Origin of the sequence: Mesorhizobium sp. M1217, assembly GCF_040318275.1 — a bacterium.
GTDB lineage: Bacteria > Pseudomonadota > Alphaproteobacteria > Rhizobiales > Rhizobiaceae > Mesorhizobium.
Window position 1 is genome coordinate 88,518 of the sequence record NZ_JAMYMA010000015.1, and the last position, 22,827, is coordinate 111,344.

Here is a 22,827-nt window from a genome sequence, read left to right on the forward strand (position 1 = left end):
TATCGATGCGGTTCGCGTGCCGCCAAAGTCAGCGGCCACCCTCGATCTTGCGGTGGCGCTGGCTTATGCCGCCCGTTCATAGGGATATTCCGACATTTCCGGTTTGCTCGCCGCGGTGAGTTCGGCAATCGTTTCGTCCGTCAGGGTCAGCCTGGCCGCACCGAGATTGTCGGCCAGTTGCTCTCGTGTCCGGGCGCCGAGAATAACCGACGTGACCGCTGGCTGTGCGGCGACCCATGCCAGCGCGACCTGCGCCATGCTCGCCCCAAGCGCCTTCGCGGTATCTTCCACCGCCCCAATCACGTTCCAGGTGATCGGCTTGGCATTGCGGGCGACGAACGATTCCATACCGCGTTTGGGATTTTCGCCAAGGCGCGTAGCGCCTGCCGGCATCTGGTCGCGCTTGTATTTGCCTGAGAGCCATCCGCCGCCCAGCGGCGACCACGGCAGCAGGCCGATACCGGCGTCGAGCGACGCCGGCACAAGCTCATGTTCGATGTCGCGGACCAGCAGGCTGTACTGTGGTTGCAGCGTCACGGGCGGCGTGTAGCCATTGGCTTTGGCCAGCCACACCGCCTTGGTCAGATGCCAACCCAGGAAGTTCGAGAACCCGTAATAGGCGATCTTGCCGTTACGGATTGAGTCGTCGAGAAAGCGCAGCGTCTCCTCCAAGGGCGTCAGCGCGTCCCAAGCGTGCATCTGGTAAAGATCAACCTGCTCGACGCCCAGACGCTTGAGCGAGGCATCGAGCGCTGCCCCAAGATGCTTGCGCGACAGGCCGAGATCGTTCGGTCCCGCGCCCATGGGAAAGCGACCCTTGGTGGCGATCATCAGATTCTTGGCGGTTCCTGCCTTGCTCTTGAGCCAACGGCCGATGATTTCCTCTGACACGCCGGCACTGTAGACTTCGGCGGTATCGATGAAATTGCCGCCGGCCTCGAAATAATCATCCATAAGCGCGAACGACGTAGCTTCGTCGGACTCGTGCCCAAAAGTCATGGTGCCCAGGCAATAGGCCGAGACGACGGCGCCACTGTTGCCAAGCTTGCGATACTCCATGGTCTTGCTCCTTCAGGGATCTAATCGGGCCTGTCGCGCCGTGGGCCGATGCCATCGTCTTCTCAGGCTGCCTTTGATTGAACTCGCCAGAGGTCGACGCCGCCCTCGGTTGCGTACCCGTCGATTTTGCGAAGTTCTTCAGCATTGAATTCGAGATTCTCCAAAGCGCCTAGGGAATCATCGAGTTGGGTTACGTTGCGCGCGCCTACCAGCGCGCTGGTTACGCGTGGATCTCGCAAGGTCCATGCGATCGCCATCTGGGCAAGTGTCTGCCCGCGGTCGCCTGCGATCGCGTTCAGTCCGCGGACACGCTCTATGTTTGCATCACTCAGCAACTTTGTGTCGAACGAGCCGCCACGCGCTGCACGCGCGCCGTCCGGGACGCCATTCAGATACTTTGATATCAACAACCCCTGTGCCAACGGTGAAAATGCGATACAGCCGGCACCAAGCTCTTCCAGCGTGTCGAGTAAGGCATCCTCAATCCAGCGGTTCAGCATGGAGTAGGACGGTTGGTGGATAAGCAGGGGAATTCCTTCCGCGCGCAGGGCGCGCTCGGCTTCCCGAGTGCGATCTGGCCCATACGATGAAATGCCGACGTAGAGCGCCTTGCCTTGCCGCACCATCTGCACCATCGCGGCGATAGTTTCTTCGAGCGGAACATCCAATGTCGGGCGGTGGGAATAGAAAATGTCGACATATTCGACACCCATTCGCTTCAGGCTCTGGTCGAGCGATGCAAGCAGATGCTTGCGGGATCCACCCGCCCCATAAGGACCCGGCCACATATCCCAACCGGCTTTCGAGGAGATGATCATTTCGTCGCGGTGGCTCGAAAAGTCCCTTTTGAGGACCAGTCCGAAATTCTCTTCCGCGGACCCGTAAGGCGGACCATAATTGTTCGCCAGGTCGAAATGAGTGACACCCTTGTCGAAGGCACGCCGGATCACCGAGCGGCCGGTCTCGAAGACATCTTGACCACCGAAGTTCTGCCACAGGCCCAACGAAATCGGCGGCAGCTTCAGCCCCGACCGACCACAGCGGCGGTACCCAATCGCGTCGTATCTCTTCGCATCCGCAACGTACATTCTAGCCTCGTATTTGCATTGCGTGCGCCATTTCGGTCCATCGACCGCGCAGCATTCGATGGATTGAATAGCATCGTCGATTAATGAATCAATGGGCGAGAGGTAACCAGATCAATGAGCTAAGCTCATCGATAGCCATCTGATGGTCACCCACGGTTTGACCCCGCAAAGTTCATTTCAGCGGATTGATATCGCGTATCACCTGTATGAGGGCACTTATCCCGAACGGCAGTTGCCGGCGACTTGAGTAGTACATGGACAAAGGCGGGCCGATTGAAGACCATTGCGGCAGGGCCACTTCCAGCCGCCCTGCTGCAAGGTGAGGACCAGCGAGCTTCTCCAGGCAATAAAACAGACCAATACCGTCGACCGCAGCATTGATGGCGAAGGCAGATTCACTTGAGATGAGTGAGCCAGGAACGTCGATCTCGCGCCGGTCATCGCCCTGCTCGAATTCCCATTTGTAAATCTGCCCCCGCCCCGTGCGGATGCGGATACATTGATGGGAACGAAGATCGTCAGGCAATTCCGGCCGACCGCGGCGCTCGAAGTAGGCCGGTGCACCGACGACCACCCACTTGAGTGGTGGCGTCAATGGAATGGCGATCATGTCCTCCGGTATCGTGCCACCATATCTGAGACCGGCGTCGAAGCCTTCCGCAGTCACGTCGACGAAGTGATCGTCGACCGCAATCTCCAATTCGATGTTGGGAAAGCGCTGCAAGAAGGTCGGCAATGCCGGGCGCAGAAGTAAAGTCGACGCATCGCGCAGTACATTCAACCGCACACTACCGGCGGTCCCTTCGTGGTGCCCGTGCAGTTCTTCCAGGCCAGAATTGATAAGATCGAGGCCAGCACTCACTTTTTCGGCAAGCGCGCTTCCTGCCACCGTTGGAGCAACACTTCGGCTTGTCCGGTTTAGCAGCCTTACTCCAAGTCGCTCTTCAAGCGCTTTCACCCGGTGGCTGAGTGCTGATGCGGTTACGCCGAGATTGTCCGCCGCCTTTCTAAAACTGCGATACTGTACGATGAGCAGGAATATCGAAAGATCGTACACTTCAGCGCGACTGAGCGACATAACAACTCCCATCATCGAGATCGCCACGGCCTGGGCGTTGGTGCAGAGATAAAAACTCACCGATGTGGCATTGAGCAGACGACATCGAAATCCTCACGATTGATCCACCATGCCACACAAAAATAACGCCGCCACCCGCTGTCGGATTGGGGGACGCGGAAACTCGTCGACCGCGCCTTTCTGGAGATTGGCATCGCGCCTCGCACGGTCTTCGAGGTCAGCAACCTTGAAAAGCTCCATGAACTGGTTGCCCACGATCCCGCGATAGCCCTTGTTCCGGAAGCCATCGGCGAAGCAGGGCCTATACACTCAGCATCAACCCGATCGCACAAACTGCCGGATATGGCTCATTCCTGTGCCAGGGAAGAACTCGCTCCCGCTCGATGTCCAATCCTCGGCCTGCTGTGGCACTGACGCTGAATTGAATAACGAGGCATATCCCTGTTTCGGTCCACCGTTCCTCAGCGGAATGGATCAGAGATGTCGCAATCTGCGCGCGTCTGCACCGTCTGCAGGAGGTACCATGCGGTTTAAAGGCAAAGACGTTCTCGTGACCGGCGGGAATTCAGGGATAGGCCGCGGGATCGTCCACTATTTCCTGAAAGAGGGAGCCCGGGTGGCGTCCGCAGGTCGCGATCTCGAAAAGGGCCGCGCCGTTGAGGCGGAAGCAAAGGCGATAAATGGCGAAGCCCGCTTTTTCCAGTGCGATCTGTCGGAGGAACGTCAAGTCGAGGACCTGATCGGCCAGACCGGCCATTGGGGGCGGCTGCGGGTTGTGGTCAACAACGCAGGCGCCGGTTCGCGCCGCAGCGGGATCGAACCGGGCGATCACCCTGGAGCGAGATGGGACAAGATGCGCGGCGCCAACCTGGACTCCACCTACTTTGTGTCCTCCTACGCCTTGCCGCTGCTGCGGGATTTCGGCGGCGGTGCGATTGTGAACATATCGTCCACGGCCACGTTGCACGGCAATTGGGGTCTGTACTGCGTCGCCAAGGCGGCCGTCGAAGCGCTCACGCGATCGCTGGCAATCGAGGGGGCTCCACATCGGATCAGGGCGAACTGCGTCAGCCCGGGCTGGATTGCCACTGAAACCGATGCCGCGGCGCCAGCGTCTGGTGCCAGCGACTGGGCGGTGCCGCCAAGCGCGTTCGGCCGGATGGGCACGCCGGCAGAAATTGCTGCGGCCGTCGCGTTCTTGGCGAGCGATGAGGCTTCGTTTATCACGGGACAAACCTTGGTCGCCGACGGGGGTCTATCGATCCTGGATTACACCTCGCTGTCGCTTCTCGAGCAGCGCGGCTCAGTCCTGTTCTCCGGCATGGTCGGCGACACTCCGTAAGGGTGACGTCCCGGCATCTCCATTGGTCCAGTCCAGTTCGCCAAAGGTGCTGAACCTGTTGCGCGTCTATTCCTTTAGATTGGATAGATTTCAGCGGGTGAGGACGCTGTGCCCGAACGACAGCTCGGTCGGGCCGCTTTTCGTCAGATGCGCTTGGTCCTCATGACACGACGAGGCGCCACGCAGCCCGCAGAACCCAGGGATCAGTGTATTGCATTCCGGCGCATCAGCTCTCGGCCAGTACCAGTTCGATCCGTGTCTTTATCTTTGCGGGTTAGCCCGTCTGATGAGCGAGAGCACCATTTCCGTCTTCGAAAACAGCCGCATTCTTGAGATAGCAGGCGATTGGGCCTTATCAGTTGACTTCAGCGAGGCGATGCCCGGCACGGTGACGCCGTTTACTACGTCGCGGACCAGACTGGACAAGAAGGTATCGTCTCGAAGCGCCGGGATAGTCTCTATCGCAGCGGCCCGACGATGAGCTGGCGAAAGATCAAGTGCTACGATGAAAAGGAGATGGACATCATTGGCGTTCAGCGCGATCGGGCAGGCGGCAAGGGTTCTTATGGCCGACAACGGCCGCTATCTCGGCACCGGTAACGTCAATCTCTAGATATCGACAAGCGCTTGTGGGACCGCGTGCAGGGCAAGATCGGCGGTCCCGTGCCGAAGGGCCTAAAGAAAGACAAGGCCGAATGGATCAAGCCAGGCTTGGTCGGCCGGGTTAAATTCCTGAAGAGCGAAGAAAAACTGGCGCCATACAAAGCTGCTGGACTAAGTGAAGACTAACTAGACTAGGACGCGGACTCATTAAGGCGCAGCCATAGCCTGATTGACGCGAGTTGAACGAAGGCAAGGCGGCAAGCCTATCGCAGCGCGTTGCCCTCCCGACGACATTGCTTAATCCTGTTGAAGAACCGCTCTACGCGGTTGCGTGCGCGGTAGAGATACGGGCTGAAGCAGATTGGAGCGCTGCGATTGCTCTTCGGCGGGATATAGGCCCACGCACCCTTCTTCATGGCAAGCTTCCTGATCCAGTCGGCGTCATAGCGACGGTCGGCAAGCAGCATTGATCCTGATTTCGAGACAGCAGTTTTCCTGCAAGCCGAACGTAGTGGGCCTCGCCGGGACTCAACGCCAGCCGCACCGGCAGACCATTACTATCGACCACCGCATGAATTTTCGTTGTCAACCCGCTACGTGACCTTCCCATAAATTGACGCTGATTCCTCTTGATGCAAGCTCCATGCTGATGCACGCGAACAATGAACGTGTCGATCATCTGGACAGTGGCGTCATAGGCAGCCGCCAGGTGGTATGAGCTGCTGCCAATACAGCAACGCCATCAAGCCGGTAAACAGGATGCGCGCGACTTCGAACCAACGTTCGCGCGTCATCAGCGATCGCCAACCCGATGGAGCCGCTTTAGGCGCCGGTGCAACGCTTTCGGTGCTTGCTATCGCGGATTTCATGATTGGCTCGCTATCTCGGATTGCGGTCTTGGCGTGAAGCGTGAGCGCATCAGGCCCCCGCGGCGGCTGGTCCTGTCCAGCCATGGTATCCGACATAGAGGCCTACGGCGATGATGAGAATGCTGGGAAATGGGAGCCCAGCGCGCGACGGTCGAGAACCAGGACCAAAGCCTGGTCGAGTGCAGGACGCTCGGGGCAGCGGCAGCCCCGACCGTGACGACAGTGATCGTAAGGCCGATCGAGAAGCACAGCACCAGCGAGTGCATGAAAGCTTTCGATACAATTTCGCGCTCCACGGTGGAACAGGCAAACAAGTCACGCCCGGCACCACAAGTGCCGGGCGTACCTGGTACTGCTCTAGATCATCCGCTTGATGTCGATGTAATCGCCTTCGGTCTGGATCGTCAGCGTCACGTCGCTGTCACCGCGGTTGCGCCAGAACCAGCCGTGGTTCCCGTCGAAGGCAGCTTCCAGCACACCTTCGCCGGAAGGGACGTTGCGGCCCTTTTCGTAGCTGACAGATTGTCCGCCTCCGTCGCCATGGGCATCGAAGTTGACGACGCCACCGTCCACGGTCCAGGCGAAGTTCGCCTTGGCGCCTTGCCGCATCACAAGTTTGACCTCAATGCCCTGACCCGGTGTCAGTGTGAAGGACATTTCATCTCGCCTCCCGGGGGTCGGGGCCGGCGCTTCCGCGGGGATTTCTGCGACCTGCGGCGCCGCACTCGGATTGACTGGCAGGGCTTCGGCAGGAGCAATCTCTCCAACTGTCACATTGTCTTGGGCAATGGCCTCCCCAGTTGGGGATGGCTGCGACGCGGGCTGTTCGGCGGTAAGGGCAACGAGGAGGTTTTCAATTCGGTCCATGCGAGCCATCAACTCGGCTGGAGGGACCATTTGCGTCATCCGCTCGGCCGAAGCCTTCGCGCTGGCCATTTCGTCCGCTGCCGCCTCGGCTGCCAACTGTGTTTTGATTTCGCCCATTCTGGTGAGGCCGAGCAATCTGCCCGCCCCCGTCGGGTCGATTGCATACTCGGACGGCATAACGACCGTGACAAGCAAGGCGAGCGCCGTCAGCGCGGCAATGAAGGTGGAGCGCTTGAGCTGTGCCGAAGTGGGCAATTCGGCGCGAGTGGGCAAGTCAGTATTGTACATTGTTGCGGTTCCTATGCTGCGACGAACAGGCCGGTGAGCTGATATCCGATCAGCAGGAACCCGGCCGTCATCATGATGACGTTTGCGGTATAGGCGTGACGCCAGAAGCTTCGTGTGCGGCGCCAATAGCCCATCACGATCAGGATGGCTCCAAGAGCCATGAGCTGGCCGATCTCGACACCGACATTGAAGGCGAGCAGATTGGGCACCAGGCCGTCCGGCGAGATGTTGTATTCGATGATCTTCGTCGACAGGCCAAAGCCGTGGAAGAAGCCGAAGACCAGCGTCGCGACCTTGGTGTTCGGCTGGAAGCCGAGCCATCGCTGGAAAGCGCCCATATTGTCGAGCGCCTTGTAGACCACGGACAGGCCGATGATGGCGTCGATGATGTAGCTGTTGATGCCGACGTTGAAGTAGACGCCAAGCAGCATGGTCGTGGAGTGACCGAGCGCAAACAGGCTGACGTAAATGCCGATATGCTTCATCCGGTAGAGGAAGAAGATCACGCCGAACAAGAACAGGATGTGGTCGTATCCGGTCACCATGTGCTTGGCGCCGAGATAGATGAAGGGCAGCACGTTGATGCCCGAGATTTCCTGGATATAGCCCTTGTCGCCGGCGGCAACGGCATGGGCAAAGGCTGCTCCTGCCAGCAGCGGCAGGGTCAGCAGAGCGATAAGCAGGGGCAGGGCGGGTCGCCAACACGTGCGACGCGCGCGTGATCGGCCCCGATCGAAGGGTCCTTGCATGAGATTTCCAATCTTCGTCGTTGAGGGTGGCCGCGTGAGCGGCCGCGATCATTCTGCGAGGAATGGTCTCGGCGGTCGATCAAGCCGGAATGTCGTGTCCGGATCGACGAAAGTCGGCTGATACTTTAGCCAGCCCCGCTCGATCTGTGGAACGGTCGGCGCGAAGTCGGCGGGCGTACTCGCCGTTTCGTGCGAGTGGTCGGCCGCATTGTGCCCGTGAAAATGGCCAGGGCTCTGCTCGTCGGCGACGCCGTCATCATGTGCGTGGCCATTTTCTTCGATCTGCGCGGCGGCTCCGGCGTGACGCTCGGCCGCGGCGGCGGCAAGCGCGATCGGATCATGCGAGGCTGAATAGCCGAAAGGACGCAGCACGCCGAACATCATCGCCAAGGCGATGACGAGACAAAGGACTGGGCTGCTGATCCGATTCGGCATGACTGGCGATTAGTCTCTAAAATCTTTACGAATGGTTGCCTGCACCGGAATCGGGGCCCTCTTTGAGGCTTGTCATATCCCCTCCAGGAGGATAGTTACAAAGAATGAGCGAAGAACCCCACGCCCACGAAACCCATCCCGATATCGTCAAGCGCCTGAAACGGGCTGGCGGACATCTCAAGGGCGTCATCGAAATGATCGAAGCGGGCCGGCCCTGCCTCGACCTCGCCCAGCAGCTTCATGCTGTCGAGAAGGCCATTTCGCAAGCCAAGAAGACCCTGATCCAGGATCATCTCAACCATTGCCTTGAAGATGTCGTCGGGCCGCTGGCGCGCGAGCAGCGCCGTTCGATCGACGAGTTCAAGGATATCACCAAGTACCTGTGAGAAGCGCCATTATGGACAAAGTTCGCGACTGGTTTGGGTTTGGCCCGATGACGCAAGGCTTTGGCGGCCACGGACATGATCACGGTGATGGCGGCCATGGCCACACCCATGGCGTCATCGATCCGACGATCGCCACGACGACGCGCGGCATCTGGGCGATCAAATGGTCATTCGTCGTTCTGGCCATCACGGCAGCGCTCCAGCTCGTGGTCGTGTTCCTCTCCGGCAGCGTGGCGCTGCTGGCCGACACGATCCACAATGTCGGCGACGCGGCCACTGCCATTCCGCTGTGGATCGCGTTCGTGCTGGCCCGCCGCAAACCGAGCAAGACGTTCACCTACGGGCTGGGCCGGGTCGAGGACCTGGCCGGGATCGTCATCGTTCTCATCATCCTGTTCAGCGCCATCGTCGCCGGCTATGAGGCGATCGACAGGCTGATCAATCCGCGTCCCATCGCATTTCTTGGTTGGGTCGCCATAGCCGGCATCATCGGTTTCTTAGGCAACGAAGCCGTCGCTGTGTTCCGTATCCGGGTCGGCCGCGAGATCAACAGCGCGGCGCTGATCGCGGATGGCTACCATGCGCGCACCGACGGCTTTACCAGTCTGGCGGTTGTGCTGGGTGCTATCGGCGTATGGCTGGGGTTTCCGCTGGCCGATCCGATCATCGGGCTCTTGATCACGGTGGCCATCTTCGCGATCGTCTGGCAGTCTTCGAAGGCAGTCCTCACGCGCATGCTCGACGGTGTCGAGCCCGGCATCGTCGATGAAATCCATCATGCCGCCGAGCACGTGCCCGGTATCGAACGTGTCCAAAGCGTGCAGGCGCGCTGGATCGGCCACCGCCTGCATGCCGACGTCGCCATCAGTGTCGCCGACGCGGCGACGGCCAAGGATGTGCTGGGCGTCACCGAAGCCCTCAAGGAGGAACTGTTCGCCCATTTGCCGGCGTTGGCGGAAGCGAATGTGCGTCTGGAAAGCCCGGCCGGATCTGCCGAAAAGGGCACGGAACCCTCTCACGCTCATGGTCATCATGCGCCGGAGCCGTTCAAGGTCGACTGCGATCTGGCTGCGGGGACACTGGAGATCGTCGACACGCCTGCCGGCGAGCGGATGCGTCTGACGATCGACCGGCACGCCGACGATTTGACGGCGACGGTGATCATCGACCGGCCAGAGGGGCCGGAGACGTTGCACCTCGATCCTGTCGCCGACAATCATCATCGCCTTGAGAGCACGTTGGCCCCTGCCGAGCCGCATGAATTCGAGGCAAGACTGGTCCTGAAGGCCAAGGATCGCGAACAGGTGCTGCCGTTCAAGATGGTCGAACCCGAAGGCCACCATCACTGAGATCCGTGTGCCGGCTCGTACTCCGTCTCTGGCTCGACGAGCCGTCTCGAACTGCAAGAAGACAAAAATATGCTTCAGGTCTTGGCCAATCGCACCTACCGTCATCTCTTCCTGGCCCAGGTCATCGCCCTGATTGGCACTGGCCTTGCCACCGTGGCGCTCGGGCTGCTGGCCTATGACCTTGCCGGCGCCGATGCCGGCGCGGTGCTCGGCACGGCGCTCGCCATCAAGATGATCGCCTATGTCGGCGTGGCACCCGTTGCTGCCGCGTTCGCCGAGCGCCTGCCACGCCGTACCATGCTGGTTTCGCTCGACCTCATCAGGGCAGGGGTCGCCGTGTTCCTGCCCTTCGTCACCGAAGTCTGGCAGATATATCTTCTCATCTTCATCCTGCAGTCGGCGTCAGCAGGCTTCACCCCGACGTTCCAGGCTTCGATCCCTGACGTGCTGCCCAAAGAGAAGGACTACACACGGGCCTTGTCGCTCTCGCGACTGGCCTACGACCTGGAAAGCGTCGTCAGCCCCATCCTCGCGGCGGCGCTGCTTTCAGTCATAAGCTTCCATAGCCTGTTCGCCGGCACGGTTGTCGGGTTCCTGGCGTCAGCGGCTCTGGTCGTCTCTGTGGTTCTGCCCAGCCCGCAGCCCTCGGAGCCGCGCGGCATCTATGAACGCACGACGCGCGGGATCCGCATCTATCTGGCGACGCCGCGTTTGCGCGGCCTGCTGGCCCTTAATCTTGCCGTCGCGGCGGCCAGCGCCATGGTGATCGTCAACACGGTCGTCCTGGTCCAGGCGCAATTTGGCCTCTCCCAAACCGACACGGCGCTGGCGCTCGCAGCCTTTGGCGGTGGATCGATGATTGCAGCTCTTGCCCTGCCGCGGTTGCTTGAGAACGTACCGGACCGGGTTGCGATGCTCTCGGGCGCCGCGATACTGGTCGCCGGGGTGCTGATAGGGCCTCTCGCCAGCAGCTACTATCTGCTGCTGCCGCTCTGGTTCGTGCTCGGGCTCGGCTATTCACTGGCGCAGACGCCAACGGGCAGATTGATCAGGCGTTCCGCCGATGCCGTCGATCGGCCCGCTCTGTTTGCCGCTCAATTCGCACTGTCTCATGCCTGCTGGCTGATCACCTATCCGATTGCCGGCCGCGTCGGGGCGGCAATGGGATTGCCCTTCACATTCATTCTGCTTGGCGTCATGGGCGCCGCCGCCCTGATTGCCGCGATCTGGCTGTGGCCGAAACACGATCCGGACGTGCTTGTGCACACGCATGTCGATCTGCCCAAAGACGACCGGCACATCGGCGACGCGGTATGGTCGGAAGCAGGCTATGAGCATTCGCATGGTTACGTTGTCGATGATCGGCACCCGCAATGGCCAAAAGCAAGTTGAGCGCCCGGCATGCCTGGCGATCTCGCCGTCTATGGCGGTCTTTTTCTGACCGCGTTCGTGGCGGCTACAATCCTGCCGATGCAATCAGAAGCAGCCCTTGCGGGACTGCTTCTGACGGAAAGCTATGCTCCGGCTCTGCTCATCGTCTCCGCAAGCGCAGGCAATGTGCTCGGCTCGATCGTCAATTGGTGGCTTGGCCGGGGCGTCGATCACTTTCGCGACCGCAAATGGTTCCCGGTGAAGCCCTCCGCACTGACGCGCGCGACGCGATGGTACCAGCGCTATGGACGATGGTCGCTGCTGTTGAGCTGGCTGCCCCTCGTCGGCGATCCGCTGACGATCGTGGCGGGCGTCCTGCGGGAGCCGTTCTGGAGCTTCCTCGTGATCGTCACGATCGCGAAGGTTGGCCGCTACCTAGCGCTCGCGGCGGTGACACTGAGCTGGATGTAGCGGCTCATGGCAACACATTCGCGACCATCGCTTCCGACCTTTCTCTTGAGCCGACGCAGACCGAATAAGTATAGACATATCGCATATCCGAGTTAGCATGATTCAAAATCAATCAAAAAATGGGGAACTGACATGATCACTCTCGACCGCCGCAATTTCCTTGTTTCCACTGCCGGACTTGCCTTCGCCGCCGCGCTGCCACGCAGCGCCTTCTCCGAAACCAACGACACGCTGAAGATTGCCATCGCCGCGGAGACCGGCGATCTCGATTTGCTGCAGAACGTGTCGACGCTGAGCACCTACACCATCGTCTTCGATGCGCTGATCCACTACGGCCAGAACGGCGCGCTTGAGCCGGGACTTGCCACCAAATGGACTGTCGCGGACGATCAGTTGTCAATCGCTTTCGATCTGCGTGAAGGCGTGACTTTCAGCGACGGCACACCGTTTGACTCGGCTGCGGCCGAATGGAACCTGAAGCGCTGGTTGGGGGTGAGCGACTTTTCATGGATCGGCATCTCCGACGCTTTCGATAGCATCGTCACCGATGGACCGAACAAGTTGACGGTCAAGCTGAAGCGGCCAGTGCCGGCGGCACTGCTTGAACTCACCATCGTGCGGCCCGTCCGTTTCCTGTCGCCCAAGGCGGTCGACAAGGATGGCAAGCAGACGGCGCCGATCGGCACCGGACCGTGGATCGTCGAAAAATACGATTCGAGCGGCACCACCCTCATTCGCAACGACAAATACTGGGGCGAGAAGCCGCTCTTCAGCCGCATGGAATTGAAGGTGGTTCCGGACGAACTCGCTCGCGCCAATGGTCTGCGCTCAGGCGACCTCGATATCATCGGTGGCGACTGGGTGGCGACGCTGTCGCCGCGCCGCGCTCGCGCACTGGAAAGCGACGGCATGAAGGTCGTGGCCGAACCGGGCACGGCGACGATGCTGCTCGGCTATTCGCCGAAGTCGAAGATCATCGCGGACAAGGCCGTCCGTGACGCCGTCTATGCATCGGTCGACCGGGCGGCGATCGCCAAGGTGCTGTTCGAGGGCTTTGCCGACCCGGCCGCCGATCTGTTCCCGGCGAACGTGCCTTCCTCGGGCAAGCGGCATGACGTGCCGGTGCGCGACGTGGCGGCGGCCAAGAAGATCCTTGCCGATGGCGGCTGGGTCGACAGCGGCGGGGCCTGGACCAAGGCCGGCTCTCCACTGACCATCGATTTTCTCGTTTCCGAAGAGTCCCTGCCGGGATCGCGGCGCATCGCCGAAATGATCCAGGGTCAGTTGTCCGAGGTCGGTTTCCAGGTCCAGGTGTCCTCGGTGGACAATGCCACCATGCATGAACGGCGTCCGGCCTTCAACTATGACCTGGCTTTCTTCACCACCTACGGAGCGCCCTACGATCCGCACGGCACGCTGGGCAACGCCTTCGTCTCGACCGCCGACAGCGGCCCTGACGGCAAGATCTACGTCTCCGACGCGCTCGACGGCGTCGTCAAGGCTGCGCTCGAGGCGAGCGGCGCCGAACGCGACCTGAAGATGCAGGCCCTCTACGACTGGCTCCACGACAACACCGCCATCTGTCCTCTCGTCGTCAGCCAGAGACTGTGGGCCCACAATCCGCGCGCGGAGAATTTCTCGCTCCCGGCGACCGACTATGATCTGCCGTTCAAGGCGATCACGCTGAAGGCCTGAAGACTTCGAGCCCAAGCGAGGCCTGACGATGAAACGCACGATCCTGCGACGGATGCTGCTTGCCTGCCTTTTGATCCTGGCGGCATCCGCGCTGACATTCGCCCTGGTTGCGGCGGCGCCGGGCAATGTTGCGGCGCTGATTGCCGAGCGTGCGGCGGGCCCCGGCGCGGACGCCGAAATGATCGCCAAGATCGGCAACGAGCTTGGCCTTCACGACCCGCTGCCGATCCGCTATGGACGCTGGCTGGCCAGCGCGCTGGCTGGCGATTTCGGCATATCGCTGCGAACGGGAAAGCCGATTTCTCGGGAGTTTGCCGCCCGCATTCCGATGACGGCGGCTCTGCTTGCCGGCGGCGGCGTTCTCGCCTTCATCCTGTCGATCACGCTTGGCATCGCCGGCGCCGTCAGCAATGGCGGCGTGATGGACAGATTCCTGCACGCATTTTCGTTGATCGGCGCGTCGACCCCCAACTTCTTCGTGGCGGCGCTGCTGGTCATCGTGTTTTCGGTGATGCTTGGCTGGGTACCCACCTTCGGCACGAGCGGCTTCACCTCATGGCTTCTGCCATGGGTGACGATCGCGCTGTTCCCGGCGTCGGTGCTCAGCCGCGTCGTTCGAGTCAACCTCCAGGAAGCGATGTCGCGGCCGTTTGCGACAACGGGCTTCGCCAAGGGCTACACCAGAACGCAGGTGCTGCTGCGCGAGGCGCTCCCCAACATCGCCATACCGTTCCTGACGACGTTCGGAGCACAATTCACGCTGATGATCATCGGATCGATCGTCGTCGAGACGGTGTTTGCGTTGCGTGGCGTCGGCGCTTTCTTCATCGAGGCGATACGCTTCCGCGACTTCATCGGCATGCAGTCGGTGCTGCTGCTCTTCGTCGTCTTCTTCGTCATGGTCAATTTCATCGTCGACATGATCTGCATCGTGGCGGATCCGCGAATGCGCCGGGCGAGGGGAGCATGAGACGATGAACATTTCCGCAATCAGGGACGTCAAGGACTGGCCGTGGCTGGTGCTGCTCCCCGTCATCGGCTTTGTGCTGGTCGGCATCTTCGCTCCGGTAATCATGCCTTACGATCCAAGCGCGCAGGACTATTCGGCGACACTGGAGGGCGTGAGCTGGAGCCATTGGCTGGGCACCGACTATCTCGGCCGTGACGTCTTGAGCCGCATCGTCGGTGGCGCCCGCATTTCCCTGGTGGCCATGGTCATCGTGCTCGTCGCCGCCCTGGCGATCGGCGTGACGATCGGCTCCTTTGCTGGCTATGTCGGCGGCCGTGTCGAGCTTGTCCTGATCAGCCTCATCGATATTGCACTGGCGCTTCCGAGCCTGGTGATCGCGCTGGCGCTGATCGGCATTTTGGGCACGGGCTATTGGTCGATGATCACGGCGCTCACCTTGGCGTGGTGGGCGAACTATGCCCGCATGAGCCGCGCCGTCGTCACCGCCGAGCTGCAGCAGCCCTATATCGAGGCGGCCCGCGTCATGGGCGCCGGCCATCTCTGGATCTTTGTCCGCCATATCCTGCCGCATGTGCTTGCCCTGGTCGTCGTCTATGCAAGCGCCGACGCCGGCGCGCTTGTGCTGGCCATCGCCACACTCAGCTTTCTTGGACTTGGCGTCGCGCCGCCAACGCCGGAATGGGGCCAGATGCTCGTCGACGGCATGAGCTACATCGAGGAGGTTCCACGCCTTGTCGTGCTGCCAGGGCTCGCACTGACACTTGTCGTCGTCAGCTTCAATCTGCTTGGCGAAGCCTTCGCGCTGCAAAAGGTGCCACGGCCGGTTCGCGGCAGAACGCTGCGTAAAAGAAAACTGGCGCGCGCCCGTGAAGAGACGGAACGCAACGCCGTCGAAACCGGGACGACTTCAGCATGAGTGACAATCAGCCGCTCTATGCGATCGAAAATTTGGTCATCGATCTTTACGCCACCACCGTTTCGGTGCGGGCGGTGGACGGGGTGTCGTTCAACGTCCGCCCTGGAGAAACGGTCGCGGTCGTCGGCGAAAGCGGTTCGGGAAAGACCGTCATGACGCTCGGTCCGCTCGGCCTGCTGCCCGAGGGCGTGACCGTGGACATGAAAGGGTCAGCGCGAGCCGACGGAAGCGAACTGCTCAGCATCGGTTCCCGGCAATTGTCGGACCTGCGCGGGCGCTATTTCGGCGTGATCTTCCAGGATCCGATGAGCGCGCTCAACCCGATGCTTAAGATCGGGCCGCAGCTGGCACGCCAGGCGCGTCGCTTCGCCGGCCTGTCGCATGAGGCCGCGCGCAGGGAAGCGGTTTCGCTTCTGGCACGCTCCGGCATTCCGGACCCCGAGGATCGCTACAATCGCTATCCGCACGAAATGTCGGGCGGCATGCTGCAACGCGCGATGATCGCGCTGGCGCTCGCGGCCCGGCCGCGCGTACTGATTGCCGACGAGCCGACAACGGCGCTGGACGCCACCGTCCAGGCGCAAATCCTGGAGCTCATCCGCCAGATCCAGCGCGAGGACGGCATCGCGGTCGTGCTGATCACGCACGACATCGGCGTGGTTGCTTCCGTCGCGGACCGCGTCATCGTGCTTTACGCCGGACAGGTGGCGGAGGAGGGGACGGCGATGGATGTGCTGACCCAGCCGGTCCATCCCTATACGCGTGGGCTGCTCGCATCGGTGCCGGATTTTCGTGCTGACGACAATGTGGCTACGCGCGAGATACCGGGCCTGCCGCCAAGCCAGATCAGGCTGGAGCCGGGTTGCCGTTTCGCCGACCGCTGCGAATTGGTCGAAGCCGGTTGCCGAAAACACCGACCTCCGCTTCAGACGATATCGATCTCGGCAAATCCGCATCGCGTGGCCTGCCCGGTCGTGCTTCGGCGAGAAGGGATTGCCGTTCATGTCTGATTTCGCAGCGATCGAAGTCAAGGGGCTGAAAGTCCATTTCGCCAACCGCTCGGGCGCGGGCGCGGTGCGGGCGGTCGATGGCATAGACCTGTCGGTCGCGCGCGGAGCGTTCCACGGCATCGTCGGCGAGTCCGGTTGCGGCAAGACCACGCTGGCGCGCACCATCGTCGGTTTGCAGAAGGAGAGCGAGGGCACCGTCCTGATTGGGGGGAGAGATCGCGCCGAATGGCTGAAATCGGACAGGAAGTCGTTCAGCCGTGAAGTCCAGTTCGTCTTCCAGGACCCGTTGGGGTCGATGAGCCGCCGCCAGAGCGTCTATCAGACGCTGGAGGAGCCGCTGCAGATCCATCGCCTCGGCTCGTCGGCAGAGCGCCACCGCCGTATCGCCGAGCTTCTGGATCTGGTTGCGCTGCCTGGGACCGTGCTCGACCGTTTGCCAAGGTCGCTTTCCGGCGGCCAGCGCCAGCGCGTTTCGATTGCGCGCGCACTCGCCCTCAAACCATCCATATTGGTCTGCGACGAACCGCTCAGCGCGCTCGATGTTTCGATCAGGGCGCAGATCGTCAACCTGTTTACGTCGTTGCAAAAGCAGCTTGGTCTGACCATCGTCATTGTCGCGCATGACCTGGCGATCGTGCGCGAGGTCTGCTCCGACGTGACGGTGATGTATCTCGGCCGTATCTCGGAAGCCGGCGTGACCCGGCCGCTGTTTCGCGAGCCGGCCCACCCCTACAGCCAGGCGCTGCTGTCGGCTGTTCCTTCTCCCGATCCCCGCATCGAAGCCGGGCGCCGCCGGATCATCCTCGCCGGCGATCCACCGAGCCCAAGCGCGCCGCCTCCCGGGTGCCGGTTCAACACGCGTTGTCCCGTGGCGATCGATATCTGTCGGGTCGAGGAACCAATTTTGCGGATGGTGCCCCACGGCGGCGTTGCCGCCTGTCACCTCGCAGATAGCGCCCACCGCCCGGTGATCTGAAGGATGGTCGTTGCAGCCCCTCTTGACCACGCTGCCAGAGGGTCCATCTTGATCGTGTGGATTGTCCCGTTCTCCTGACTGAGGCGCGCTGAATGTCGAAGGCATGTTTTGTCCTGGCATTTGCAGCTATGTGGCTGACATCGCCGCTGGCGCATGCCGATAATGTCGATCTGGCGTTGGAAGCTTTTCACGGGATTTGTCTTGCCCACGGGCCTGACTTCGAGGGAACCGCCGCTGTAGCCGGGAGACGCGGATGGACACCGCTGTCCGGCGACGCAGCGCTTGCTCCGGTCGATGACGTAGATGCTTTCCAGGGCTGGGAGGCGACTGGCGACGACCTGCCTGCCAGAACCATGATCGCGGTGACAAAAGCCACCTTGAACGGCAAGGCCGTGCAAACCTGCTCAATCAGGCTGTTCGATGTCGACCGTGCGGCTTTCGAGGAGCGTTTCTTCGCCCGGACTGATGCGGAAAAAATCGGCGAAGATAGAAAGGGAACGCAAGTCTCCAAACTCTACATATTGATTGCCGGCAATCGCAAGCAGCTTGTCCATTTGACGTCGCCAAGGTCCCGGATCAAGTCGAGCATGATCATTGCAAGCTCGATAGCCGATGATTAATCGGGGTGAACAGGCGGCCGATGGCGACCAAGGGTAGTGATTCCAACGGTGCTACTCGTGGCGCCACACCTTGTAGGCCGAGATGACGAGGATAGCAGCCAACAGAGGCAGCAGCACTTTCTCTGGCACGATGCCCAACAACATGCCGCCGATCCATGTCCCGACAATCGACCCCGCAGCAATCAGGACCACGAACCATTTGTTCCTCGCAATTACGCCAAAGCTTTGGTCCTGCGAATAGCGGGTGAAACCGACCATCATCGTCGGAAGGCTCACCGCAAGCGACATGCTCCCGGCAAGCTTGATGTCGATCCCGAAAAGCAGGACGAGCGTGGGGACAAGCAGTTCCCCACCGGCTACACCAAGCAACGACGCCACGACGCCGATGGCGAACCCGATGATGATCCCGGCAATGATCAAGGCCGGCCCGCTGAAAGGCGGCAGGCTTGTTAAGCTCTGATCGTGGCCAAAGACCAACACGAGGGCGATAAGCAACAGTAGCGCGGCAATTACCTTATAGAGCGTTTCGGATTTGAGCCCTGTTGCCCATCCCGCACCGAACCAGGCACCGGCTAGGCTACCCGCCAGCAGATTGAGAATGACCGGCCAATGAGCCGCGACGGCGCTTAGAGGCACTGTAGCGGCCCGGAAGGGAAGGGCAGACGCAACCACCACCAAACTGGTGGCCTTGTTCAGAATTACCGCTTCAAGAGCGGCAAACCGGAACAGCCCGATGAGGAAGGGAAGGCGGAACTCTGCCCCGCCAAGGCCAATTAGTCCGCCAAGCGAACCGACGACAGCGCCAACCACAAATGCCAGTATTCCGCGTCGTTCGACCATGCGGACGATATGCAGCAAGGGTGTGTGAATTCTAGTCCTCAATCCTCGATGGCCCGTCTCTCGCAAGAGACGCGGGTAGTGTCTCAGTTTGAAATTTAGCCGTTGCCATTGTCTCTCCAATGTTGGACTCTCTGGTCCCAGCTTGGGAGGGGGAAATGCCGAGCGCGCTACCTGTAATGGGCGAGGTTGCCGGCTCTGCCACGGCCCTTGCCGGTCTTATCCTTGTTTTTCTAGGTGCCATTTCGACCAGCTTTGATTCGTATGCAAAGCCGGAGCGGGCGAGTGTTCTGACCCGCTATCAGCGCCGAGTGTGGTTCGCCTTTGTCGGCTTCACCTTGGCTTTGGCATCTGCGTTTATGGCTCTCGTGGCAAAATGGCTCACAATTGAATGTGCTGCAATCGCGTCGCTCGTGCTATTGTTCGTTGCACTGATTTGGGTGCTGTTCGTCGCTCTCTCCGACGTAAGAGAGATAAAGTAGATGGCGCTCACATTGGAAGCCGAGCAGCGGTTAGCCGACGCCGGCCTAATCGAGTTTTTTGAAGCTAACGAGCCAGCTTGGCTCGGTACTGCGAAGCAAACAAAGGCGTTCGTTGCGGGGAACTTCCCGCCGGGGTCGCTGATTAGACGTGATGATGTCGCGAAGGCACTTTACCCTCTGGTCGAGGTCAATGAACTTCTGAGAGACCAACTGAGTGCCGATAAGCTTCGCGGCAAATTCTGGATTCGATTTTTCGTCGATTTAATCATCGACCGGACATGGGAGCGATTAGATGAAGAAGACGAACAAGCCGCTGGATAAGTTCGAAGCGTTCGTGTCGAACGTTTTGGCCAAGAACTTCAATCAAACTGTCGACGCGGACACATTGCGGGCGGCTGCGCAAAAGGTAGCCGCTGCCGTTGAAGTCAATCCGTCGAAGGAACGCGGGCCTTCTTATACGGGCCACGCGGCCCAGGCTTAGGCGAAACCGCGTCCATCATCTGACAAAAATCATCCATTGACCAAAGCGTCTGCGAAAGGCCGGCGGCCATTGCGGGTGACATTTTCAGCGTCTTGTGAATGCGGATGAAGTTGTACCAGACCGTGTACAGCGCAACCATGTGGACGTGGTTTTCGAACTTCTTTGAGAAAGCATTGGTGAGGCGCGTGAAGCGGCGCATCTGCATGCGCATGGTTAGGTTCTGCCGTTCAACGTGCGACGTGCTGACATGCGCCAGATCGGGAGAGCCTTCAATGCGTGTCTTCTTTGCGCCAGTGCACACGGCGGGGCTGTAGCGGCGTTCCTGTGGCACCGCTTTGCCTTCCGGCTCGCCATACATCTTGACCAGCATGGCGTAGTCGATGTCAGCGCCAAAGGCTTCCTCGACGGCGTTCAGATAGGCCTTGTGGCCGTCCGTGGTAAGCTGGACGCGATTGGCGAGGCGTTCCTTCACGTCATCCATAAAGGCCAGCGCATATTCGCCGTCGCGACCGCCGACCAGCCAGGAAATGATAATCTTGCTGTCGCTGTCGAGAGCGGTCCAGGTCCAAGTGTCGCCAGCTCCGTCAACGTGGTTCTTCATAGCCGCGACGTTCTTTTGCTTCGCGCCGGTGAAACTCCAGATTTCATCACATTGAACGCGCTTGGCCTTCACGTTGCGGACTTCGCGGTCGTGCAGATCGGCGCAGAACTTACCGGCATCGACAAGCAGCTTCGAAACGGTGTTGATCGACACGTCGGCAACGCGAGAGATCGAACGCATGCTCGACCCCTCGCAAAGCATCGTAAGGATCTGGACACGGGTTTTGAGGGGCAGCTTGTTCATGCCCCTAATATGTGAACTTTTATGCTTAGTATCAAGCATGATTTTTCACGTCAATCATTGATTCACTTTCGGCTGCCACTATGTTAAATAGCGGCAGCCGTAGTGATTTGGTGGAGCGTTCGACAGGACTCGAACCTGCGACCTAGGGCTTACCGTGCACCTGCTCTATCCGACTGAGCTACGAGCGCGAAGCGGACGGCCCGAAAGCCGCCCGCCGATGTTGCCGACCTAAAGCCGCTACCTTTCCTTGCTGGGCCGGGTAGCGGCTTTTCTATTTGGACTGGCCCCGACCATCGGTCGGCTTCACGCCGGGGCCAGTTACTCTTCTCGTCGTCATGTTCAAACTCCTTCGACGCTAAAGAAACACGGCTGGCCGATTCGTACAAGGCCCAGCGATTGGATTGCTGATAAATTTTTTCTGTTGACGCTGCCGATCAATCGCGGCATACATCTTCAACACAATGGAGGTGTGCCATGTCACGGACTCGAAGCCCTAATTACCCTGCCATCGACCTGGCAAACGCCATCGAACTGGTCGAGCCTGTCTACCGGAAGGAAAAGCGCAACAAGATGCCCCGCGAAGTGCTTGCAACGCACCTCGGTTACAATGGCCTTAATGGGCGAGCACTGGGCATTATCGGTGCCTTGCGCGCATATGGTCTTCTTGAGGGAACGGGTGACGAGGTGCGCGTAGGCGACGACACCGTTACCCTTTTGAATGCGCCAGATGACTCCCCCGACCGCAAAGAAGCGTTGCAGCGCTGCGCCTTGCGCCCCACCCTTTTCCGCCAACTTCATTCACAGTACGAAACGATACCCAGTGAAGGGTCTTTGCGGTACGCGCTGATCAAATTGGGATTTACGCCAGAGGCGGCAGGAAAAGCGACGCATACATATCTCGCGACAATTTCGTTTGTCGGCGACATGCAATCGTCCTATGATTCAGCTCCTATTTCGCAGGAGTTGACGGTAATGCAGCCACAAGCAGAACACACCCGCGCGAGCCGGAATAGCTCATCAGATTGGCTAGTCCCCTATGAGGGCGGCCACCAAAGCACGCCGGTCGGGATGCGCAAAGAGGTCGTCACGCTAGACGAGGGGGAAGTCGTCATCACGTTTCCCAGCAACCTTACGGCAGAAAGCTATGCCGACCTGCGCGACCATCTGAACTTGTTCCTTCGCAAAATGGAACGGCGGGCCAAGATCGCGCGGCCGCAGTTCGGGGAGATAATGGAAGAAGACGAAGAGGGAACCGAGCCGAAGCGAAACGCCTTCGACTAGGCCTACTTCGCCCACCGCTTCGCGGCGGCCTTCTTGGCGATCTCGGCGCGCCGTTCTGGCGTCATGTTCTCGGCGCGCTTCTTTCCACCCTTTGCGCCAAGCGCCTTTGCGGCAGGGTCTTTGCCATCGTCAATGACGTCATCGGCTTCCTCGCCAGTCGCAATGCGCATGACGCGGACGGCATTGCCGATCACGTCGGCGGGGCGCTTCTGGCCTTTAGGTCCGACTGGCATGCTGCAACAACGTTATGACTTGGTCGGCGGCTTGCTCGACACCAATGCTTGTGCCATCGGCAAGGATAATCTGTGCGCCTTCATCGAAGGGCCTCACCAGCACGACCTGTTCAGGATTTACATAAACCTCTGTGCCGTTGGTTTCGCCGAAAATGCAGAACTTGGCCATGCGCTTCTCCCCATGCTTTCCGCTAAGCATATAGGCGCTTTCGCCTATGGGGGCAAACAAGATAGGCGTTTCCGCATATTTCAAACTGAGACACTACCGAGACGCGGTCTTTTTTGCGTTTGCAAGGAACTCGCGGTAGGAACCATTCCTCGGCATCGATCCGGAGAAGGAAGTTGAGCGATAAGCAAAGATCATCTGGATGATAGCGCTGGCAATCCTTGCCGGCATCGCGGTGATCATGCTCAACCACTGGCTGAAGGGCGACTTTGGGTAGCTGCTCCGGTATAAGTCACGCTGCATGGTTGGCACGCAGAGAGGCCGTCCCATTTCGGCCTGCTTGCAATGGCAGACGTCTTGC

Annotated in this window: 25 protein-coding genes and 2 pseudogenes; 14 read left to right on the plus strand and 13 right to left on the minus strand. The window is 60.3% G+C overall.

The annotated features are described in order from the left end of the window. Positions 1-28: 28 nt before the first annotated feature. From NKH37_RS23800 to NKH37_RS23810, 3 genes and pseudogenes are all read right to left on the minus strand, one after another. Positions 29-1,059: pseudogene (locus NKH37_RS23800) on the minus strand (aldo/keto reductase). A gap of 62 nt (positions 1,060-1,121) precedes the next feature. Continuing rightward, positions 1,122-2,147 (minus strand): L-glyceraldehyde 3-phosphate reductase, encoded by a 1,026-nt coding sequence (gene mgrA / locus NKH37_RS23805; RefSeq protein WP_353041605.1) that lies wholly within the window; start codon positions 2,145-2,147, stop codon positions 1,122-1,124. A 172-nt stretch (positions 2,148-2,319) separates the two neighbouring features. Then, on the minus strand, positions 2,320-3,285 hold the full coding sequence (locus NKH37_RS23810; protein WP_502906000.1) for a LysR family transcriptional regulator: 966 nt from the start codon (positions 3,283-3,285) through the stop codon (positions 2,320-2,322). Between the two features lie 463 nt (positions 3,286-3,748). Here NKH37_RS23810 and NKH37_RS23815 point away from each other — a divergent pair, with 463 nt between their 5' ends. Beyond that, entirely contained in the window at positions 3,749-4,567 is an 819-nt protein-coding gene (locus NKH37_RS23815; protein ID WP_353041607.1) for an SDR family NAD(P)-dependent oxidoreductase, read from the plus strand. A gap of 261 nt (positions 4,568-4,828) precedes the next feature. Here the strand turns inward: NKH37_RS23815 and NKH37_RS23820 are convergent, their stop codons facing one another. Next, a complete protein-coding gene (locus NKH37_RS23820; RefSeq protein WP_353041608.1) occupies positions 4,829-5,143 on the minus strand; it encodes a hypothetical protein in 315 nt (104 codons plus the stop codon). A gap of 63 nt (positions 5,144-5,206) precedes the next feature. Here NKH37_RS23820 and NKH37_RS23825 point away from each other — a divergent pair, with 63 nt between their 5' ends. Beyond that, on the plus strand, positions 5,207-5,356 hold the full coding sequence (locus NKH37_RS23825; protein WP_353041610.1) for a hypothetical protein: 150 nt from the start codon (positions 5,207-5,209) through the stop codon (positions 5,354-5,356). Positions 5,357-5,361: 5 nt separating this feature from the next. Here the strand turns inward: NKH37_RS23825 and NKH37_RS23830 are convergent. The 4 genes and pseudogenes from NKH37_RS23830 to NKH37_RS23845 form a co-directional block, all read right to left on the minus strand. Then, positions 5,362-5,879: pseudogene (locus NKH37_RS23830) on the minus strand (IS5 family transposase); the annotation flags it as partial. 517 nt (positions 5,880-6,396) lie between these two features. Beyond that, positions 6,397-7,194 (minus strand): hypothetical protein, encoded by a 798-nt coding sequence (locus NKH37_RS23835; RefSeq protein WP_353041612.1) that lies wholly within the window; start codon positions 7,192-7,194, stop codon positions 6,397-6,399. A gap of 11 nt (positions 7,195-7,205) precedes the next feature. After that, positions 7,206-7,943 carry a HupE/UreJ family protein gene (locus tag NKH37_RS23840; protein ID WP_352643253.1) on the minus strand — a complete coding sequence of 246 codons (738 nt, stop codon included), beginning with the start codon at positions 7,941-7,943 and terminating at the stop codon, positions 7,206-7,208. Between the two features lie 48 nt (positions 7,944-7,991). Next, entirely contained in the window at positions 7,992-8,378 is a 387-nt protein-coding gene (locus NKH37_RS23845) for a hypothetical protein (RefSeq protein WP_353041614.1), read from the minus strand. Between the two features lie 104 nt (positions 8,379-8,482). Between NKH37_RS23845 and NKH37_RS23850 the strand changes: the two genes are divergently transcribed. From NKH37_RS23850 to NKH37_RS23890, 9 genes are all read left to right on the plus strand, one after another. Further along, the gene (locus NKH37_RS23850) at positions 8,483-8,764 is read left to right on the plus strand and encodes a metal-sensing transcriptional repressor (protein ID WP_353041615.1); all 282 of its coding nucleotides are present in this window, start codon (positions 8,483-8,485) and stop codon (positions 8,762-8,764) included. 8 nt (positions 8,765-8,772) lie between these two features. Continuing rightward, positions 8,773-10,113 (plus strand): cation diffusion facilitator family transporter, encoded by a 1,341-nt coding sequence (locus NKH37_RS23855; RefSeq protein WP_353004646.1) that lies wholly within the window; start codon positions 8,773-8,775, stop codon positions 10,111-10,113. Positions 10,114-10,182: 69 nt separating this feature from the next. Continuing rightward, positions 10,183-11,505, plus strand: a complete 1,323-nt coding sequence (locus NKH37_RS23860; RefSeq protein ID WP_023708305.1) for an MFS transporter — start codon at positions 10,183-10,185, stop codon at positions 11,503-11,505. Between the two features lie 9 nt (positions 11,506-11,514). Beyond that, positions 11,515-11,955 (plus strand): YqaA family protein, encoded by a 441-nt coding sequence (locus tag NKH37_RS23865; RefSeq protein WP_023722123.1) that lies wholly within the window; start codon positions 11,515-11,517, stop codon positions 11,953-11,955. A gap of 132 nt (positions 11,956-12,087) precedes the next feature. Continuing rightward, entirely contained in the window at positions 12,088-13,650 is a 1,563-nt protein-coding gene (locus tag NKH37_RS23870) for an ABC transporter substrate-binding protein (protein ID WP_353041617.1), read from the plus strand. A gap of 28 nt (positions 13,651-13,678) precedes the next feature. After that, complete coding sequence (locus NKH37_RS23875; RefSeq protein WP_353041619.1) at positions 13,679-14,620, plus strand: ABC transporter permease; 942 nt, start codon at positions 13,679-13,681, stop codon at positions 14,618-14,620. A gap of 4 nt (positions 14,621-14,624) precedes the next feature. Next, positions 14,625-15,536, plus strand: a complete 912-nt coding sequence (locus NKH37_RS23880; protein WP_352643263.1) for an ABC transporter permease — start codon at positions 14,625-14,627, stop codon at positions 15,534-15,536. After that, the gene (locus NKH37_RS23885) at positions 15,533-16,546 is read left to right on the plus strand and encodes an ABC transporter ATP-binding protein (RefSeq protein WP_352643265.1); all 1,014 of its coding nucleotides are present in this window, start codon (positions 15,533-15,535) and stop codon (positions 16,544-16,546) included. Before NKH37_RS23880 ends, NKH37_RS23885 begins: the two co-directional genes overlap by 4 nt. Continuing rightward, a complete protein-coding gene (locus tag NKH37_RS23890; RefSeq protein ID WP_353041621.1) occupies positions 16,539-17,522 on the plus strand; it encodes an oligopeptide/dipeptide ABC transporter ATP-binding protein in 984 nt (327 codons plus the stop codon). Before NKH37_RS23885 ends, NKH37_RS23890 begins: the two co-directional genes overlap by 8 nt. A gap of 404 nt (positions 17,523-17,926) precedes the next feature. Here NKH37_RS23890 and NKH37_RS23895 read toward each other — a convergent pair whose 3' ends face one another. Next, positions 17,927-18,076, minus strand: coding sequence for a hypothetical protein (locus NKH37_RS23895; RefSeq protein ID WP_353041623.1), 150 nt, complete (start codon positions 18,074-18,076; stop codon positions 17,927-17,929). Between the two features lie 117 nt (positions 18,077-18,193). Continuing rightward, complete coding sequence (locus tag NKH37_RS23900) at positions 18,194-18,982, minus strand: sulfite exporter TauE/SafE family protein (RefSeq protein WP_352552274.1); 789 nt, start codon at positions 18,980-18,982, stop codon at positions 18,194-18,196. Positions 18,983-19,137: 155 nt separating this feature from the next. Here NKH37_RS23900 and NKH37_RS23905 point away from each other — a divergent pair, with 155 nt between their 5' ends. Then, positions 19,138-19,461 carry a hypothetical protein gene (locus NKH37_RS23905; RefSeq protein ID WP_353041625.1) on the plus strand — a complete coding sequence of 108 codons (324 nt, stop codon included), beginning with the start codon at positions 19,138-19,140 and terminating at the stop codon, positions 19,459-19,461. Further along, positions 19,462-19,782, plus strand: coding sequence for a hypothetical protein (locus NKH37_RS23910; protein WP_353041626.1), 321 nt, complete (start codon positions 19,462-19,464; stop codon positions 19,780-19,782). It begins immediately after the preceding gene. Positions 19,783-19,886: 104 nt separating this feature from the next. Here the strand turns inward: NKH37_RS23910 and NKH37_RS23915 are convergent, their stop codons facing one another. Then, a complete protein-coding gene (locus tag NKH37_RS23915) occupies positions 19,887-20,786 on the minus strand; it encodes an IS1 family transposase (RefSeq protein WP_353041628.1) in 900 nt (299 codons plus the stop codon). Between the two features lie 474 nt (positions 20,787-21,260). Between NKH37_RS23915 and NKH37_RS23920 the strand changes: the two genes are divergently transcribed. Further along, positions 21,261-22,067 (plus strand): hypothetical protein, encoded by an 807-nt coding sequence (locus tag NKH37_RS23920; RefSeq protein WP_353041630.1) that lies wholly within the window; start codon positions 21,261-21,263, stop codon positions 22,065-22,067. A gap of 2 nt (positions 22,068-22,069) precedes the next feature. Here the strand turns inward: NKH37_RS23920 and NKH37_RS23925 are convergent, their stop codons facing one another. Next, positions 22,070-22,300 (minus strand): RNA-binding protein, encoded by a 231-nt coding sequence (locus NKH37_RS23925; protein WP_353041632.1) that lies wholly within the window; start codon positions 22,298-22,300, stop codon positions 22,070-22,072. Further along, positions 22,284-22,469, minus strand: coding sequence for a hypothetical protein (locus tag NKH37_RS23930; RefSeq protein ID WP_353041634.1), 186 nt, complete (start codon positions 22,467-22,469; stop codon positions 22,284-22,286). The genes NKH37_RS23925 and NKH37_RS23930 overlap by 17 nt, the downstream gene beginning before the upstream one ends. Between the last annotated feature and the right edge of the window lie 358 nt (positions 22,470-22,827).